18 protein-coding genes are annotated in these 17,902 nt (G+C 43.7%); 6 read left to right on the top strand and 12 right to left on the bottom strand.

The features are described from left to right. Positions 1–322: 322 nt before the first annotated feature. From ACFOEK_RS11800 to ACFOEK_RS11790, 3 genes are all read left to right on the top strand, one after another. Positions 323–1,663 (top strand): MFS transporter, encoded by a 1,341-nt coding sequence (locus tag ACFOEK_RS11800; RefSeq protein WP_386720989.1) that lies wholly within the window; start codon positions 323–325, stop codon positions 1,661–1,663. Positions 1,664–1,860: 197 nt separating this feature from the next. Beyond that, positions 1,861–2,187, top strand: a complete 327-nt coding sequence (locus ACFOEK_RS11795; RefSeq protein ID WP_386720986.1) for a hypothetical protein — start codon at positions 1,861–1,863, stop codon at positions 2,185–2,187. Beyond that, positions 2,177–2,641 carry a flavodoxin family protein gene (locus ACFOEK_RS11790; RefSeq protein WP_386720983.1) on the top strand — a complete coding sequence of 155 codons (465 nt, stop codon included), beginning with the start codon at positions 2,177–2,179 and terminating at the stop codon, positions 2,639–2,641. The genes ACFOEK_RS11795 and ACFOEK_RS11790 overlap by 11 nt, the downstream gene beginning before the upstream one ends. Before the next feature lie 675 nt (positions 2,642–3,316). On the opposite strand, the gene ACFOEK_RS11785 is transcribed toward ACFOEK_RS11790, so the two are convergent. The 7 genes from ACFOEK_RS11785 to ACFOEK_RS11755 all read right to left on the bottom strand — a co-directional run bounded on the left by ACFOEK_RS11785 (position 3,317) and on the right by ACFOEK_RS11755 (position 10,323). Next, a complete protein-coding gene (locus tag ACFOEK_RS11785; RefSeq protein WP_386720980.1) occupies positions 3,317–4,396 on the bottom strand; it encodes an SMP-30/gluconolactonase/LRE family protein in 1,080 nt (359 codons plus the stop codon). Between the two features lie 37 nt (positions 4,397–4,433). Then, positions 4,434–5,492, bottom strand: a complete 1,059-nt coding sequence (locus ACFOEK_RS11780) for a saccharopine dehydrogenase family protein (RefSeq protein WP_386720977.1) — start codon at positions 5,490–5,492, stop codon at positions 4,434–4,436. 94 nt (positions 5,493–5,586) lie between these two features. Then, a complete protein-coding gene (locus ACFOEK_RS11775; protein ID WP_386720974.1) occupies positions 5,587–6,351 on the bottom strand; it encodes an SDR family oxidoreductase in 765 nt (254 codons plus the stop codon). A 31-nt stretch (positions 6,352–6,382) separates the two neighbouring features. Further along, the gene (locus ACFOEK_RS11770; RefSeq protein ID WP_386720971.1) at positions 6,383–7,087 is read right to left on the bottom strand and encodes a histidine phosphatase family protein; all 705 of its coding nucleotides are present in this window, start codon (positions 7,085–7,087) and stop codon (positions 6,383–6,385) included. Between the two features lie 23 nt (positions 7,088–7,110). Continuing rightward, the gene (locus ACFOEK_RS11765; protein ID WP_386720968.1) at positions 7,111–8,205 is read right to left on the bottom strand and encodes a phosphotransferase family protein; all 1,095 of its coding nucleotides are present in this window, start codon (positions 8,203–8,205) and stop codon (positions 7,111–7,113) included. Continuing rightward, positions 8,202–9,050 (bottom strand): SDR family oxidoreductase, encoded by an 849-nt coding sequence (locus ACFOEK_RS11760; RefSeq protein WP_386720965.1) that lies wholly within the window; start codon positions 9,048–9,050, stop codon positions 8,202–8,204. Before ACFOEK_RS11760 ends, ACFOEK_RS11765 begins: the two co-directional genes overlap by 4 nt. 67 nt (positions 9,051–9,117) lie before the next feature. Further along, positions 9,118–10,323: an acyl-CoA dehydrogenase family protein gene (locus ACFOEK_RS11755; RefSeq protein WP_386720963.1), complete on the bottom strand. Its 1,206-nt coding sequence runs from the start codon at positions 10,321–10,323 to the stop codon at positions 9,118–9,120. A gap of 195 nt (positions 10,324–10,518) precedes the next feature. Between ACFOEK_RS11755 and ACFOEK_RS11750 the strand changes: the two genes are divergently transcribed. Then, a complete protein-coding gene (locus tag ACFOEK_RS11750) occupies positions 10,519–11,418 on the top strand; it encodes a LysR substrate-binding domain-containing protein (RefSeq protein ID WP_386720960.1) in 900 nt (299 codons plus the stop codon). Between the two features lie 122 nt (positions 11,419–11,540). After that, positions 11,541–13,463, top strand: a complete 1,923-nt coding sequence (locus ACFOEK_RS11745) for a methyl-accepting chemotaxis protein (RefSeq protein ID WP_386720957.1) — start codon at positions 11,541–11,543, stop codon at positions 13,461–13,463. A gap of 48 nt (positions 13,464–13,511) precedes the next feature. Here ACFOEK_RS11745 and ACFOEK_RS11740 read toward each other — a convergent pair whose 3' ends face one another. Beyond that, complete coding sequence (locus tag ACFOEK_RS11740) at positions 13,512–14,054, bottom strand: lipid-binding SYLF domain-containing protein (protein WP_386720954.1); 543 nt, start codon at positions 14,052–14,054, stop codon at positions 13,512–13,514. Positions 14,055–14,200: 146 nt separating this feature from the next. After that, positions 14,201–14,830, bottom strand: a complete 630-nt coding sequence (locus ACFOEK_RS11735) for an FKBP-type peptidyl-prolyl cis-trans isomerase (protein WP_386720951.1) — start codon at positions 14,828–14,830, stop codon at positions 14,201–14,203. A 111-nt stretch (positions 14,831–14,941) separates the two neighbouring features. Here ACFOEK_RS11735 and ACFOEK_RS11730 point away from each other — a divergent pair, with 111 nt between their 5' ends. After that, positions 14,942–15,520, top strand: a complete 579-nt coding sequence (locus tag ACFOEK_RS11730; protein ID WP_386720948.1) for a DUF501 domain-containing protein — start codon at positions 14,942–14,944, stop codon at positions 15,518–15,520. Between the two features lie 31 nt (positions 15,521–15,551). On the opposite strand, the gene ACFOEK_RS11725 is transcribed toward ACFOEK_RS11730, so the two are convergent. The 3 genes from ACFOEK_RS11725 to ACFOEK_RS11715 all read right to left on the bottom strand — a co-directional run bounded on the left by ACFOEK_RS11725 (position 15,552) and on the right by ACFOEK_RS11715 (position 17,665). Then, positions 15,552–15,911: a hypothetical protein gene (locus ACFOEK_RS11725; RefSeq protein WP_386720945.1), complete on the bottom strand. Its 360-nt coding sequence runs from the start codon at positions 15,909–15,911 to the stop codon at positions 15,552–15,554. A 75-nt stretch (positions 15,912–15,986) separates the two neighbouring features. After that, positions 15,987–16,916 carry an electron transfer flavoprotein subunit alpha/FixB family protein gene (locus tag ACFOEK_RS11720; protein ID WP_386720942.1) on the bottom strand — a complete coding sequence of 310 codons (930 nt, stop codon included), beginning with the start codon at positions 16,914–16,916 and terminating at the stop codon, positions 15,987–15,989. Continuing rightward, positions 16,916–17,665 carry an electron transfer flavoprotein subunit beta/FixA family protein gene (locus tag ACFOEK_RS11715; RefSeq protein ID WP_386720939.1) on the bottom strand — a complete coding sequence of 250 codons (750 nt, stop codon included), beginning with the start codon at positions 17,663–17,665 and terminating at the stop codon, positions 16,916–16,918. Before ACFOEK_RS11715 ends, ACFOEK_RS11720 begins: the two co-directional genes overlap by 1 nt. Positions 17,666–17,902: the final 237 nt, after the last annotated feature.

Here is a 17,902-nt window from a genome sequence, read left to right as displayed (position 1 = left end):
GAGCCATATTAAAAGTAGAAGAATCCAAGAATTTCCCTGACCCGAAGCTTGGACAGGTCAGCCTTTCCTGGGCTACCGGATCAGAGTGATAGCTGGTCATACAGACATAGCTAGGGGGAGTTTGCCTGTTTCTAAAATAGCAACTGCCCCCAAAAGTAGCACTAAAGAAGTTGCTCTTAGGGAACCTGAAATACCGAAAAGAAAGCCATCTATCGGCAGTATGGCGATACCTACGCATCGTCTTTCAAGGCTCATTTAAAAGCGTCACTTTTTGTCTCAACGGACCGGCACTCGTTTAAAGCAAACAATGAGGGCATTTCCCATGGGCAATACGGTTACATGCGACCAAAACAACAATAATAATCATGCAACTACTGCATCTTCTGGCTATTGGCCTCTGTTAAAAAACCTAAGCTTTACCGCTTACCTGTCTAACCAGATTTTGATAAACCTTGGTGATGGGCTTCTTGGACTTCTGGTCACCTTCAGTGCTCTAAAACTTAACGCTACCGCAACCGAGCTGGGCCTTATTGTATCTTGTATCGCATTACCTCGCGGGCTTCTGGGGCTCTATGGTGGTGTCATTGCAGATCAATACAATCGTCGCACCATTATGTTACTGAGTGACTTAGCTCGAACATCAGGCATTGCGTTGATCGGAATACTCACCTGGTGTGACTTTCTGAATTTAATCAACCTAACCTTTCTCGCCTCACTGGTAACTTTAACCTCTGCATTTTCTAAACCTGCAGGGAAAGCGATTGTTCCCGAGTTCCTAGACCACTCTGAACTTTGTCTGGCTAACGGCATGACACAAAGTGTGTTGTGGCCTTCGTTCTTTGTGGGCGCATTCTTGGCAGGGCTTCTGGATGGCATGTCATTTTTCTCCGCCTACAGCTATTTGCTTTGCGCCGGTGTATTTGCGATCGCGGGTTTAGTTCTGTTTCTTATCAAAAGTAAAAGTAGCAGCACAAATGGTGTTACCACTGCCGGACCTATCCTTGCAGACGTACTTGGAGGTTTTGCTGAGCTGGCTAAACAACGCCCGTTACTGATCAGAGTTATATGCTTTCTGGTTTACTCTTTGGTTTGGAGAGGCATGACCCAGGTGGGATTGCCTCTGTATACCGTTGAAGCCTTAAACTTGCCCGCTAACGTTTACAGCACATTGATCATTGCAACCGGACTTGGTGAATTCATCAGTTCCCTGATCATTGCCCGTCTAAAAGTTTCTCGCTCTTTGCGTCTGTCTTTCATAGGAGATGCACTATTGGCCATCGTTATTCTCGGCTTATGTTTCAACCGATTCGAAGGCGACATGGCCACTTATGTAAGCGTCTTCGCTGCTGCACTAATCGGTGTATCAGCCAGTATCGTCCACATCCCTCTAACTGCGAGTATTCAAATGGATATCAGCAGCACCAACAGCGGTAAAGTATTCAGTATTTGGAATACTCTGGGGACTGTGGGAGGCAGTATTGGAGCAATCGTAATCTCTACCATGGTAAGCCTTACAGGGATTACCACTGCGTTGGCGATGCTCTCACTACTGACTGTATTGTCAGTCTTAGTATGTTATAGCTTGGCATATCCTAAGAAAGATGCATCTCTGGTTACTCAAACAGCAGCTATGGTTCCTGGACTTGTACCAGCCAAAGCATAAGCCAGCCCTTAGCACTACTGCGCGCCATTATTTAGATTTAAATGGATCGAAGTAAATGAACCAATACAAATAGAGCAAAATTAACTGGAAGCCCATTTATCTGGGCTTCCTCTAGAGAGATTCCCTTGATGATCTAAGCTGAATTCATGGTATTCTTATTGGCTGTTCATTTTTCCAGATTCAACAAGTCGTTAGCTATGAAACGTAAGCCGACCAAAGCCCAGTTACGCAAGATGCTCGATCAAGAAATGGGGCAATATGCCCATGACGGAGGAGAAATCCTCGAAGTTGCTCAGGGTGTATCTGGTGTTCAAGGCGGGCCACTCAAAGCTCAAGAGACGATTATCTTCGATGGCAATAAAGAACCACGTAGCTATGTAAATGATGTGGTTGCTGCGATTGATTCTCGAAAGAAGAAATCTAAACCACCGGCTAAAAAAAGTCAGGGATCAAAACAGCCAAAGAGAAAGCTAATTTACGACGATTTCGGTGAGCCACTAAGATGGGTATGGGATGATGAGTAAAACCCTGCTGATAGTCTATCATGCGCCCTCACCTAACACTCAGAAATTGGTGGAAGCAATGCAGCGTGCAGCTAGCGAAGTTATTGAAGACGTAAATATTTCTGCTGTCCCTGCATTAAGCTGCCAACCAGCAGAGACCTTAAAAGCCGATGCTATTCTGCTCTTCACTACTGAAAATCTTGGCTATATGAGTGGCGGAATGAAAGATTTCTTTGATCGTAATTACTACCCGTGTCTCGAAGAGAAACAAGGTACTCCGGTGGTAGCGGTGATTCGGGCAGGACACGACGGAACTGGTACAGAAAGAGCGCTAAAAACCATATTAACAGGGTTAAAGTGGCGCTGGGTGCAAGAGCCGTTAATTTGCCGTGGGGACTGGCAAGAGGGTTTTGTAGATCAATGTGAAGAGCTATCCCAAGCCTTTGCTGCAAGCCTAGAGATGGGAATCATTTAGCAACGTTGTATCATATAAGTTTGGACACTTTGTAAACGGCCAAATAGAAAAGGAGCAGCTTTCGCCACCCCTTTTCTCTTAACAGCTGGTTACCTTAACGGTGTAATCTCTGCAATAATAAAAGACACTTAACATACTTACTGCAGTCTAAGGGATTGCTAAATACCCCCTCACATAATTAAGTTCCCAGCTATCGTAACTTGCCACTAAGTTAATTTATAACATCAATTTAAAACGTTATATAACGACGCTTGTTTAATACCTGAGGCTAAACAGATTCCTCTATCTAGATACTCATGAACCAATTATTGTTGCCACCCACAAAAACCTTTATGAGATAACCTTAGTAAAGTACATAGGGCCGCTTTTGCAATAAATTGTTACAGAAGCTGGATAAGCGGTTCACCTATAAAGTGAACAACATACTTACAACGGTGACAGCGATTAAGCACCAAAGGCTTGTTTGAAATACTTTCCCTAACGTCTGTGTTGGAGGCGTCATATCTATACTCAATATTAACTTTCTGCATTGCTTATTTCTTATACAAAAATAATACCAAGTTATGACGATTACGTTTGGTAACCAGAGCACAAATATTGAAACAAATTGCATTCAAGGTATTACTAATAACTTCTCATGAGTCAGAAATACCCAAGAACACATCCAAAACAGTCTTAGAACTTTGATCTATCAACTCTTGCAATTCGTTTCTCATGGAGGCTACTCAAATATAGCCATGGGCCACTTTCTGCCGCGCCTGTAGTAAAGCTGAAGGTATCTTCTGGATCTTGAAGACTCTTAATGACATTACCAAAATCATCGATCGCTACAACATGACCATAGTGTTTTGCCTTGGGTCTCAACGCTGGAGGCAGTCGTTGTACCATTTCACGCACTAACGGAAACGGTGCAAGAATATCTAAGGCCTTGCTACGAGGGCTGACCAAGCCTAACCAATAAATGTCGTCATGGCCTCTATTAATATTGTCGGGAAAGCCAGGTAGATTACTAAGCAAAACTTCGTGCTGCCCCTGCTTCTCTCCAGTAATCCAGAACTTTAGAATACTGTAAGTCCCCGTTTCATTAATTAAAATCGCGTCTTGATCATGAGTAACGGCAATGCCATTTGGGAAATTCAGCCCGGATAAAATGACTCGTGTCTCTTTTGTCTCTGGAGAATAGAAAAGCACTCGACCATTACCGCCGTGCTCCATAATGTCGAGAAGGCTCGCAGCATAAGTGCCATATTCTTCAGCTGAAAATTTGGTCGATGCGTCACTAAAGTAAATATCGCCTGTGGCGGTTATATCTACATCATCCGCATAACGAATCTTACTACCCATAACAGAATCAGTTAGCACACTTACAGCCCCTTCCGGTGAAACAGAAAGTAAGCCTTTATACGCATCCGCTACAATTAAATCGCCTGAGGGGGAAAACTCTAAACCGAGCGGCCTGCCACCGGTTTCAGCAAACAGCTCCATTTGATCATTCGCGGTTATACGCATAATTTTTCCACTCAATAAAGAAAAATAGACCTGACCATTTGCATCAACTGCGTAGTCTTCCGGCCCTTCTTCGCCATTCAGCGAGATTATTTCTAACGACGAGAGTGAGTTATTTATTTGAAAGTCGCCGGTGTAACCACGGTCTTCTTCTGCTTGCCAAGCCATTGCATCCATGGGAATTGGCCAAAAACCAAGATAACCAACACCCAACGCAACCAACAAAAGCAACGCGACGGAAATACGCATACAAACAACACTCCTTGTCTAACAGACCCTGAAGATCTCAGGATTCATAGATTTCAATTGGACTACTGCCAGGAATTTCTGAGGCCAACGAGTTTCCACACAACAAACTTGGTGTGATACTGCCCCGACGGCCAGATCCTTCATTAAGAATTCGTTTTGCTACCTCTATGGCGCCATATTTAGTTACATCATAACCATTCAGTGTTTTAAGTCGTGCCTGAATGCGCTTACCACGCGCATTGACTGCTTCACCGTAAATACTGGAAGGATTAGCACTTCGAACGTTAGCAGATGGACCTTCAACACGATGCTCAATCTTAGATTGTAGTAGCTTTTGAGCAAATTTAGGCTTAAACAACCAACGAGCACCTCGCAACAGTTTCATTCCTCGGATAACGTTTGAGGAAGCCGGCACGTAAACATCGATATTGGGAATGCCCGTTGAGTGATAAGCCGTACTGACATCACCCCAACTGATGGCCATGCAAGACTTTTCGCCACTGCCAAAATCAATGTCTTTTTCACGAAAAGGTACCGTAATAATTTTGCCGTCTTGCCTGACTTGCAAACCAACTCCAAAGGACTCAACCATCGTCTTGGCAGTTCCAGGGCTAAGCGCATTTCCGCCTGCAAAAGCTAATATTAATTGCTCTGCATCTGGAAGCACTTCTTTGAGCTTACTTGCGACGCAATCCGTTGGAATAACATCAAACCCAACCCCAGGGCACAGAATAATACCCGCTTCTGTAGCTCTGCGATCCACCTCGGAACTATGAACATATTCAAACACGCTCACTTCCCCAGTGATATCAAGATAATGTGTGCCTGTTTCGATACAGGCTTCGATCATAGGTTTGGCAGTTGCCGAAAATGGACCTGCACAATGAATAACGAGTTGGACCGTCTTTAAAAGAGCGCGAAGTGCAATCCCATCGTCAAGAGAAACGGCGTGATGTTTAAGATTAAATTGAGAAGCAATTGGTGCTAATTTGGACTCGTTGCGCCCAGCGATCTGAACATCTAAGCCTTGCTTACAAGCTTCTTCCGTAATCAGACGACCACTGTATCCATAAGCGCCATAAATCAGAATGGTCATTCCCTTGCCTTTATAATTATTCTTTTTAGTAATTGTTTAGCAGAAACAATAACACCCGTCGAAAAACAACAACGGGTGATTAGTCGATCACAGTTTAGACAGTTAAATACCCACCATCAACGTTTAAACAAGCACCTGTAGTATAGCTTCCTGCATCTGATGCCAAGAACAATACGGCACCCGCCATTTCATCCGGCTCCGCAGAACGTTTCATCGGTACGTGTTCCAACGCCATTTTCATAATTCCAGGATTCGTTGTGATCGCTGATGCAAACTTGGTATCGGTCAATCCTGGAAGCAGTGCATTCACACGAATACCCAGCGGCGCGCACTCTTTCGCAAACGCTTTAGTCATGGATATTACCGATGCTTTAGTAATCGAATAAATGCCTTGCATGTGACCAGGAATCACACCATTAACAGAGGCCACATTAACGATTGCACCTTTGCCCTGCTCCTTCATCAACTTACCAGCTTCGGTCGACATAAAGAAATATCCACGGATATTTACGTCAACGGTTTTCTGGAACACCGAAAGATCCGTATCCAAAATATGACCGAAATACGGATTGGTTGCAGCATTGTTAATCAGAATATCTAGCTTACCGTGTTTTTCTTTAATGACGGAAAATATACTGGTGATCTGATCCATATCGCCAATATGACAAGCCATAGCTTCAGCACTACCGCCGGCGCCTACAATCTGATCGACCACAGGCTGGCAACCATCCAACTTTCGACTGGACACGATCACATGCGCGCCTGCAGATGCCAATGCTTTTGCGATACTTTCACCGATGCCTCGACTGGCGCCAGTAACCAATGCCACTTTTCCTGACAAGTTAAATAAATCCGACATACTTTTCTCCTGCTCCACTTACTGACCCAAGCTACCTATAAGAAATAAGATTAGGTTCTAACTGTAAGTGACTGTAATTATTAATATATGAAACACTAATTCTATCTTCTGATGACAATAAACGGGTCACACCTGAGTTCGCTAGGTTCTCGTTCAATGAAAACGTTGCACGATCGTCCAATCCCATTGCATGACGAACAATGGTTGAGATTGGCCCACCAGATGTGAACACAATCAAAGGTCGACCACGGTTCCTTTCATCACGAGTAAGTGCTCTGATACTATTCAAACCCTGCTCAATACGTTGCTTAAAGTCTGGCCAACTTTCACGATAAGTATCGTCATACTCACCAGAGATCCACCGCATCACTGATTCTTGAAAAAACTGATGAAACCGTTTCCTTGGATAATCACTTTTCGCCAGCTCCGCCACCATCACGGCACGATCTTTAAAGTGCGGATAGGCCACATGCAAGACATTTTCATGATCAAACTCATCAAGCTCTGCCAATTGCATGGGTAACTTTTCACACGATCCGCCATACCCTTCTTCAAAGGATTCCATCGACTGGTAATGACGCCTTAAGCTACCTGCAACCAACAAGGCATCCTGAGCAAAGTTACTCATGAACTGACCCAACCGCTTGCACTGAGTTTTTCCTAAATCGGACAACTGATCATAATCTTCGGCACCAAACGAAGCCTGACCATGGCGTACCAAGAATATTTCAGCCATAAGGGATACCCCCTTTAAGGTAGTTACAGTTGGCTTTTTTCAATCAGTTTCATGCAGCGTTGTTCAAGATAATTGGCAGCATGAATGAAATTAGCAAAGCGCTTGTCTTGAGTTTGTCCGTGATGATAGCGGTAATAAATCTGTTGAATTATCACCGCCAACCGGAACAAACCGTAGATCTCGTAGAAATCGAAGCACGGCACCGAAAACCCGGTCTTATCCATGTAATAGTCCACGACTTCTTTTCGCGTCATCATGCCTTTTAGGTGTGTCGGCTGACGTCGCATAAATTGCATTTGAGGGTCATCGTCCGCTTCGATCCAATAGGCAAGCGAATTACCTAAATCCATCAAAGGATCGCCCAATGTAGCCATCTCCCAATCAAGAACACCGATCACTTCGAAAGGATTATCCGGATTCAATACCACATTATCGAAGCGGTAATCGTTATGAATCACTCGATTAGCTATGTCTTTCGGCTGCTTTTCATCAAGCCACTTCATGACCCCTTCGAAGCCAGAGGCATTATCAGTGATGGCTTTACGGTAACGATCAGACCATCCTGAAATTTGGCGCTTCACATAACCTTCACCTTTACCCAGAGACGTTAGATCTGAGGTAACAGGATCAATAGAATGTAACTCGATTAACTTATCAACCACATTCATACAGAGCTTACGGGTATCCCCTTCGGTTAGATTCAACCCCTTTGGTAGGTCTTGTCGAGGAATAATCCCGACTAGACGCTCCATCACGTAAAAGTCACAACCAATCACAGAATGGTCTTCACAGATAACCTGAACCTCCGGTACATAAGGATAAACAGGTTTGAGTGACTGAATGACTTGTGCCTCACGAATCATATCGTGCGCAGATTTAGCAATGGTGCCAAACGGTGGACGTCGCAGAATTAGATCTTTACCCGAATATTGCAGCAAATAGGTTAGATTCGATGCACCACCAGGGAACTGGCGAACTTTTGGAATCCCCTCCAGTTCAGGAAGTTGTGATTTCAGATAAGGCACCAGAGCATTCAGATCTAATGTTTCGCCTTCACGAATATCGGTTGCCTGATCAATCAGTGTTTCTGCCGTTTGTTCTGCTGCACTTACTGTCATGAAACCACCTTTTCTGCTTGCGCTTTATCCTCACCGACCTTTTCCATGATTCTCCGAACCTGTTTACCAGTTGTTCTACTGATCAACGAATGAAGAAGCTCAGGGCTCACGCGCTTTAACCACCACAACAGTTTCTCTTTAGTATGTGTAAGCACGTAGAAGCGGTTGGATGCCATACCTTGGTACACCGCTTTAGCAACATCTTCAGCGCTTATCGACGAGCTTTCCATCCAGCGATTAATGGTTTTAGTCACCCCAGGGATACTGGTTCTCATGGTATTGGTTAAGTTGGTCTGGAAAAAGGCAGGACAAACCACTGACACACCAATGTTCCAGCTACTTAATTCAACCTTGAGCGTTTCTGAAAGTGCGACCACACCGGCTTTAGACACGTTGTAGGACGACATGCTTGGTGCATGAAGTAAACCAGCCATGGACGCTACATTGATCAAATAACCGGAGTCTCTTGCTTTCATTAGTGGCGTAAAAGTTTTGCAGCCAAGCGCAACACCAAGAACATTGATGTCTAGCAACCACTTCCAGTCTTCAACCGACTGATCTTCAATTAACCCGGCAGCAGCAACACCTGCGTTATTAATGACAACATCGACTTTGCCCCATTGCTTCAGAGCTTCGTCTTTCAATGCCAACCACTCCGACTCTTGAGTCACATTCAATTTAAAGAAGAAGGCAGCAGTACCATTGGCTTGTAACTCACGAGCAACCTCTTGACCTTGCTTCTCTTGAATATCTGCAATGCAAATCGCATAACCATGACGAGCAAATTCATGCGCCATCGCTAAACCTAAGCCACTGGCACCACCAGTAATAATGGCTGTTTTCATATCCGTCCTAATCCTTTCTCGTTTTTATCGTTAAAGCTGAATTGATCTACTTCTTTTTGTTCATCAACTACTTGTGTTTCATTAATTCCAGCTTCGCAACCAAACCGCGATGCACTTCATCTGGCCCATCTGCCAAGCGTAAGCAACGCGCGTAAGCAAACATTGAAGTTAACGGGAAATCTTCACTGACACCGGCACCACCATGAATCTGAATGGCTTGATCGACTATCGTTTGAAGCATATTTGGAACAACCACCTTGATTTGAGAAACTTCACTCATAGCCCCAAGAATACCTTTGGTATCAAGTAGCCAAGCGGTTTTCAGAGTTAATAAACGAGCCTGTTCAATAGCAATACGGGCATTAGCAATGATGTCTCGATTACCACCTAAGTTGGCAATCGGCTTGCCAAAGGCTTCTCGAGTGGTTGCTCTTGCAATCAAAAGATCCAAAGCGCGCTCAGCGGCACCAATCGCTCTCATACAGTGATGAACTCGTCCTGGACCCAATCGCCCTTGTGCAATTTCAAAACCACGACCCGGTCCTGCAATAATGGCAGACTTAGGAAGGCGCACATTAGTGAAACTCACTTCACCATGGCCATAAGGCTCATCCAATTCACCAAACACTGGTAGCATACGTTCAACTTTTACACCTGGTGTGTCTTTAGGTACCAACACCATAGAGTGTTTTGCATGCTTCGGCCCATCCGGATAGGTTAACCCCATAAAGATAAGCACTTTGCAGTCGGGATGACCAATACCAGTACTCCACCACTTCCGGCCATTCAAAACGACTTCATCACCTTCAATGATGGCCGTCGCTTCCATGTTGGTGGCATCTGAGGAAGCAACACCAGGCTCAGTCATACAAAACGCAGAACGAATCTCACCCGCTAACAAAGGCAACAACCACTCTTGTTTTTGCTCTTCCGAACCATAATGAACCAAGACCTCCATATTTCCGGTATCAGGCGCATTACAATTGAAAAGTTCTGGCGCCATGAAGCTTCGACCCATTTCTTCCGCCATCAATGCATAATCTGCGTTACTGATACCAGCGCCATACTCCGACTTTGGCAGAAACAAGTTCCATAGCCCTTGTTCTTTCGCTTTGGCTTTTAATTCATTAATCACAGGTAAAACCACCCATGGGTTTTCCTGACGCTTTAACTCTTTGAAATACTCATCTTCAACCGGAAAAACCTCTTCCTTCATAAAGCGTTTCAAACGATCTAAAACTTCCTGACCTTGTGGAGACGCTGAAAAATCCATCATGCTTCCTCGTAGTGGGCTAGCCGAGCACATCGCTCTGGGCTGTAGAAATAAGATGGATTTATAGTAAGCAGCACTTTTTAATCAATCCAATGAATAGTTATAATCAAGAACTATAAACACCATTTATTAAAAATCTGCATTGAACAGATACAGTTTATTGATCTAGCCATCACTGAATATTGGAAAACGAGTATGTCGCAACGAATAGATTTGAACCTCTACACCGTATTTGAAGCGATCTACACGGAAGGAAATCTAACCAAAGCAGCTGAAAAACTCTTTATAACTCAACCAGCTATAAGCCACTCTTTATCTAAGTTGAGAGACTCTTTTGATGACCCACTATTTGTGCGTCAAGGCCATAAAATGATCCCAACTCCTCTGGCCACACGACTCCATCCTGAAATCAGTACCGCACTCAACACACTCAGTAACACGTTAGTTTCAACAAGAAGTTTCAACCCCAAAGCAGCAAAAATTCAATTCAAGGTAGGACTGCGAGATGTACTGGAGTCCACTTGTTTACCCCCACTGCTTGCCAAACTAGAATCAGAAGCACCGAATATTTCTGTGATCAGCCTTCGCCATGATCGACAGACTATGGAACACGATCTTTCAATAGGCGCTCTTGATCTCATTGTTGATGTTGCACAACCTGTTAGTGATCGGATAAGCAGACAACATGTCATTTCCGAATCCCTATGTGTTTTAGCCAGCAAAACACACCCAAGAATCAAAACGGTATTAGATCTCGAAACCTACCTAAAAGAACGACATGCTGTGGCTTCATATCGTAGTTCAGGGTCAACTTTTGAAGATTTTGAATTAAACCGATACGGTCTAAGCAGAGACATTGCCTTACGCTGCCAGCATTACTTTGCCGCTAGCCGCGTAGTTGAATGCACAGAGCTTTTATTAACCATGCCGGAAAGCTATGGTGAACTATTGCTTCAACAGCGTTCGGAGCTTGCCCTACACAACTTCCCTATTGAATCGCCACCCATCGACATCCATTTATTCAGCCATATTTCACGAGACAACGAACCAGAATTACAATGGCTGATTCAATTACTCATCCAACTGCTGCCATGAGTATGACAAAAGCAGAGTTGCACTCATTTAAATTTCTGAGACAAAAAACCGCTAAGAACTAAAGCCTCAAGCCGCGTCAGCCGATCTATACTCAACAAGAGTCACAAGCTTAGGGGTAAACCGTGTTTAATAAATTGTCATTACAGAAGAAGCTCTCACTGTTCACATCCATCGCATTCATCTTAGCGATGCTGATCAGTGCATTCATCAACAATTCATTTATGAAAGGAATTATGAATGACCGGCTTTTAGGACAGGAACTTCCCGCAGCTCTGGCCAGTGTTTCACAATCAATTACTGCGGAAATTACCGCCCCGATTACCAGCGCAAAGCTTGTGTCTGAAAGCTATTTCTTAGAGAGCTGGATCTCTCAAGGCGAACCAGAATCCTTTCAACCCCAAATTCTGAAATACTTTCAACAAGTGAAGCAATCCTCTGGTGCCAGCGTAGTTTTCTATGTCTCTAACGAAACAAGCAATTACTACACAGAAAAAGGTGTTTTAAAACAAGTCAGCCGTTCAAACGCTAACGACGGCTGGTTTTACGGATTTCTTAACTCTGGAAACAAACGAGATCTAAGCCTGGACTATTTTGAGGGCAGTGGCCCTTTAACCTTGTTTATGAACTATCGAGTAGCCGGCGGTAAAGGTGCCGCAGGTCTAGGGCTGAATGTAGATGAACTAAGTCAACTCGTTAAAAACTACACCCTTGAGAAAACAGGCTATGTCACCCTGGTAAATAACGAAGGTAAAATCATCATTCACCCGAAAGAAAAGCTCATTGGCAAGAACGTCAAAGAGCTCGATCTATTCAGCGACTTCAGCAATGAACTGATCGGTGGGAAATCCTTTAACGCTGTACAAGGCAGCTTTGAAGGCGATAACTACATTCTTTCATCAGACTATATTTCTGAACTGGATTACTACCTTTTAGCCGTAGTTCCCGAATCAGAACTCTATGAAAGCTTAAACAAATCCGCATTAACCACCCTTTTAATTACAGCCACTTTAATTGCGCTGTCTATTATCGCCATCATGCTTCTGATCAAACAAACCGTTAAACCATTGGCCATCACCGCTAAGCTGCTTGAAGACATTGGGTCTGGCGAAGGCGATCTCACAAAACGCATTAAAGTGAACTCTCAAGATGAAGTTGGCAAGGTTGGAACCGGCTTCAATGCATTTGTAGTTAAACTGCAAGACATCATTCAGCAGGTCATTCAAAAGTCGAACGGCGTACTGTCACTATCTGAAGATATTCATCACCAATCTCAGTACAGTCTTGAACAAACCAGCACTCAACGCATGAGCATTGAATCCCTGGCTGCCGCGATTTCTGAAATGAACTCAACTATTCAAGAGATTGCCCAAAATGCAAACAACGCTGCCGATCTTGCCAAAGACGCTAACAGTAATGTTGAAGAAGGCCACAGCATCGTTAAGGATTCAATCAGCCAGATTCAGAGTCTATCTGAAGAAATGACTAATGCCGCTCAGGTCATCCATGAATTAAGCCAGCAATCGGAATCAATTGGCGGCATTCTTAATGTGATTCGAGGTATTTCAGAACAAACCAACCTTCTGGCCCTCAACGCTGCTATTGAAGCTGCACGTGCCGGCGAACAAGGCCGAGGTTTTGCGGTAGTTGCTGATGAAGTTCGCAGTCTTGCACAGAAGACGGCAGACTCCACAGATGAAATTCAGAAAATGATCGAACAACTACAATCAGGCTCTCGCAAAGCGGTAGATGCCATCAATAAAGGGCAAGAATCCACCAACCAAACCGTAGAGTCAGTTGATAAGGCTGGAACGGCACTCGTGACCATTCGAGAAGCCGTTGAACAAATTACGGACATGAACTTCCAGGTAGCCACAGCAACAGAAGAACAAAGCCAGGCCATCGATGAAATGAATGAAAACGTAGTACGAGCTGAGGAAGCCAGTAACGAGAACCTTGAAGTTGCTGACCAAGTTACTCAACTTGCAACGCAACTCTCTGACTTTGCCAATGAACTGAGCGAACTTACTGCTCAATTTAAAGTGTAACTGTTCAAACTAAAAAGGGGCTCACGCCCCTTTTACATATTCCAAGATCTACTTCGAAATTTTCGAGATTTTTGTACCTTCCAAAGACAAGTTATACATCAAACCCTTGTTAGAAAAGATAAATGCAACGATCGGTTCCTGTATCACATTGGTATCCAAGCTACCAGCAGCACCAAATTCAGCCAAAGCAATACTACCATCTACACCCGCTTCCCAGCCATCGATACGCGTAAACTGATCGAACGCTTCTTTGGTCATAAATAAGATCGCTTCAGATTTCACTTGAGCACCCATTTGAAACCCGAAGCTTGCGGAAACCAGGTTGTAGTAGCCGTAGGTATAATCTTCGACATACATCTTACCTTCGCCGTACTCACCACCAATTCCGAAACCGCCACCATAGACCTCAGGAAAGACCAACATGGCATACGCTTTTTCGATCAACTCAGAGGCACCAGGCACTTCATTTTTTAGAATTGTCACAGAAGCATAGGATTTGGCATCAATTTCAGCCTTACTGGCCGAATGCGCAAAGCCTGATAGTGTAAACGAAAGAAAACAGACAGATAAAATGGAAGTAAAACGTTTCATAATTTTCCTGAGTATAAGAGCAACAAGACCTAAGACAGCATCTAGCCGCATTGTACTCCGGGAAATTCACAAAGAAAGGAGAAAAACGTGAAAGAGCCCACAACACATAGCATGTGTGGGCTCTATCAGAGATAACAAGCAAAGAATTAAACGATTTCTAGCAACTCAATTTCAAAAATCAAAGCCGTGTTAGGAGGGATAGCTCCTGAAGCGCCTTGAGAGCCATAAGCTAACTCTGAAGGAATGTACAACTTCCACTTAGAACCAACAGGCATCATAGTTAAAGCTTCAGTCCAACCGCGAATGACACCATTAACCGGGAACGTTGCCGGCTCACCACGCTCAACAGAACTATCAAATACATTACCGTCGATGAACGTACCATGGTAATGAGTTTTAACACGTGAAGTGCTTTCAGGTATTTCACCTTTACCTTCTTCAATCACTTCATACTGTAAGCCACTCTCTGTAACTTTAATGCCACCTTTTGATTTATTGCTTTCTAGGAAGTCTTTACCAATCTGAAGGTTTGCTTCAGCTTCAACTGCAACTTCTTTTTGAATTTGAGCCTGGATTTCAGAGTAAGCTTTGCTCATCTCTTCCACACCAACCAAGTCTTCTACGCCTTCATAAGCATCCGCCAAACCAGCCATTACCAGCTCAATATCGATACCTTTGAAATCATTTCCTTTTAATTGAGTCCCCATTTGGCGACCAATTCCGTAGCTAACTTTGTTGTGCGCCGTATCGAGTGCTTCTTTAGTTGTACGAGACATTAGATTAAACCTTGGTTTGTTACTGTAAATTTATAAAGCTGATAACTCTATCATAAAAATTGTTCAGCCCCTAAAATAGCTTACTTTTTATTAAGTAAAAGACAGAACTCCATGAATTCTCCAGACGTATTAACCCCCGAAGACATAGAATTTATTGAAAAGGCACTCGGCCGAATACCCAGAGGTATTATTTCAGTATCTTCACGCGCACCAGACAACACACCAACCGCTCTTAAAATGAAATGCGTTGTAGATAAAACCCCCTTTCCTACTCACTTCTGGTTGTGCAGCCCTCTACTTATAGAGAAAGTAAATTTTTTGGAGTCGCAACGCTTAGTAAAACCTTTGGAATTATTAATTGAACAATCCAAGCCCCTAGCCAAAGCTTTCCTTGAAGACCAGAAACGTTACCAGCAGATTCGAAACAACTGCTTAACTGATGAAGATAAAGCGTTTTTATCGGGCTTAGGCATTCTGGATCTATTTACCCAGAAGAGAGGCATCGGTGGAATTGAGGATTTTACTAAGATCAGATGTCTGCACATGCAAATTGCGCACTTAATCTCTGACGATAATGTGATAGGCCAATGGCTTCAGGATAAATTCAACATCCTGAACTTCAGTGAAAACCTTAATGAGTTCAGACAACGAATTAAAGATGACCGCTTGATTGAAACCGCATTTGACTAGTAAGCAGTTAAAAACGGATTTATAAGTCCAACTAAAAGTCTTTATACGGGCGTTCTGAAATTCTCTCCAAAATGGCTTGAATGCATTGAATGCCCTGTTCTTCCATCAACATATATGGCAACTGACCAACTTTTACAGTTCTAACGCCATACTCTTCATTGATATCCAGCAGCTCCATTTTAAGCCCCTCAAGCCAAGGATCATGCTTTATTGGCAATGATAAAAAAACTAACCATTCATCACTCGTAATCATGCCCTGAGAACAGCGAGTCAGACAATCCGTAAAATAGGCCTCATCGACTCGCTTGAAACTCTTACGACTAATAATGATTGCCAACCCCAACGCACATAAAACAATGAAACTGGCGCAAAACGCAATGACTATATCCATGTACTAAGTTTAACCCATTCAAACAACAAAAAACCCGCCGAAGCGGGTTTTTCTCAAAGCTAAAAACTTTAAAACTTATACAAGTTTTTCAAGTTCTGGAACAGCTTCGAATAGATCAGCAACCAAGCCGTAATCAGCAACGCTAAAGATAGGTGCTTCTTCGTCTTTGTTGATTGCAACGATCACTTTAGAGTCTTTCATACCAGCCAAGTGCTGGATAGCACCTGAGATACCAACAGCAACATAAAGCTGTGGTGCAACGATTTTACCAGTTTGACCAACTTGCATATCGTTAGGTACGAAGCCAGCATCAACAGCTGCACGAGATGCACCCACTGCTGCGCCGATTTTGTCTGCAACTTTGTACAACAACTCGAAGTTGTCGCCATTTTGCATACCACGACCACCAGAGATAACTACGTCAGCTGCAGTTAGTTCAGGACGGTCAGACTTAGCCAATTCTTCACCTACGAAGCTAGAGTTACCAGCATCGTGAGCAGCGTCAATAGCTTCAACAGAAGCAGAACCACCTTCAGCAGCAACTGCGTCGAAAGCAGTACCACGAACAGTGATTACTTTAACTGCGTCAGAAGACTGAACAGTAGCGATCGCGTTACCAGCGTAGATAGGACGAGCAAAAGTGTCAGCGCTATCAACACGGATAATGTCAGAGATTTGCTCAACATCAAGAGCAGCAGCAACGCGTGGTAGAAAGTTCTTACCAGTTGTAGTTGCAGCAGCAAGGATGTGAGTGAAACCTTTACCAAGATCAGTAACTAGAAGACCTAGGTTTTCAGCCAATTGGTTAGCGTAAGCAGCGTTGTCTGCAACTAGAACTTTAGCCACACCTTCAACTTTAGCCGCTTCTTCAGCTACAGCGCCACAGCCAGCACCAGCTACAAGAACAGTGATCTCGTTACCGATTGCTTTAGCAGCCGCTACTACGTTGCGAGTAACAGGAGCTAGTGCGCTGTTATTGTGTTCTGCAATAACTAGAGTGCTCATTATAGTACCTTCGCTTCGTTCTTAAGTTTTTCAACAAGCTCTTCAACGCTGCCCACTTTAACGCCAGCAGAACGCTCAGCAGGAGCCTCAACTTTAAGAGTCGCTACTTTAGAAGCTACTTCTACGCCTAGATCAGCAGGAGTAGTTTTATCAAGAGGCTTACGCTTAGCCTTCATGATATCAGGAAGCTTAGCGTAACGAGGTTCGTTCAAACGCAAGTCCGTAGTTACAACCGCAGGAAGGTTCAATGCAACAGTCTGAAGACCGCCATCGATTTCACGAGTAACGTTAACTTTATCGCCATCTACAACAACTTCAGAAGCAAAAGTACCTTGCGGCATGCCTGCTAGAGCTGCCAACATTTGGCCAGTTTGGTTGTTGTCAGAATCAATAGACTGCTTACCAAGAAGAACAATGCTTGGCTCTTCTTTGTCTACGATACCCTTAAGGATTTTCGCAGCAGTTAAAGATGAAACATTTTCATCAGTTTCTACCAAGATGCCACGGTCAGCACCAAGAGCTAGCGCAGTACGAATCTGCTCTTCACTCTTTTTATCACCGATAGAAACCACTACGATTTCACTAGCAACACCTTTCTCTTTTAAGCGAACCGCTTCTTCTACAGCGATTTCACAGAAAGGGTTCATAGCCATCTTAACGTTAGCCAAATCAACATCAGTGTTATCTGGCTTAACACGAACTTTGACGTTGTAGTCAATTACGCGCTTAACAGCAACAAGAACCTTCATAGATTCCTCGTTTCAGATCAATGGGTGTATTCGTACTGGCAAAAACTCAATTTCGGCTTTACTTAAAAAACCCATGCCAGTATCCCAGAATGTTACATTGTGACTCACAAGCCAGTAGCTAAGTGTTCACATTTAGTAACAAAAAAGCGGCCATATAGTGGCCCCAAATGAAGTTAAGGTCAAGACAAACTGTCCATTTCAGGTAACAGCTATCAAAAGCCTCTTCTGAACTGGCGA

It is taken from the genome of Litoribrevibacter euphylliae (assembly GCF_042646085.1).
GTDB classification, from domain to species: domain Bacteria; phylum Pseudomonadota; class Gammaproteobacteria; order Pseudomonadales; family Litoribrevibacteraceae; genus Litoribrevibacter; species Litoribrevibacter euphylliae.
The sequence above is the reverse complement of the archived record's forward strand: the minus strand, read 5'-3'. Positions and strand labels throughout refer to the sequence as shown.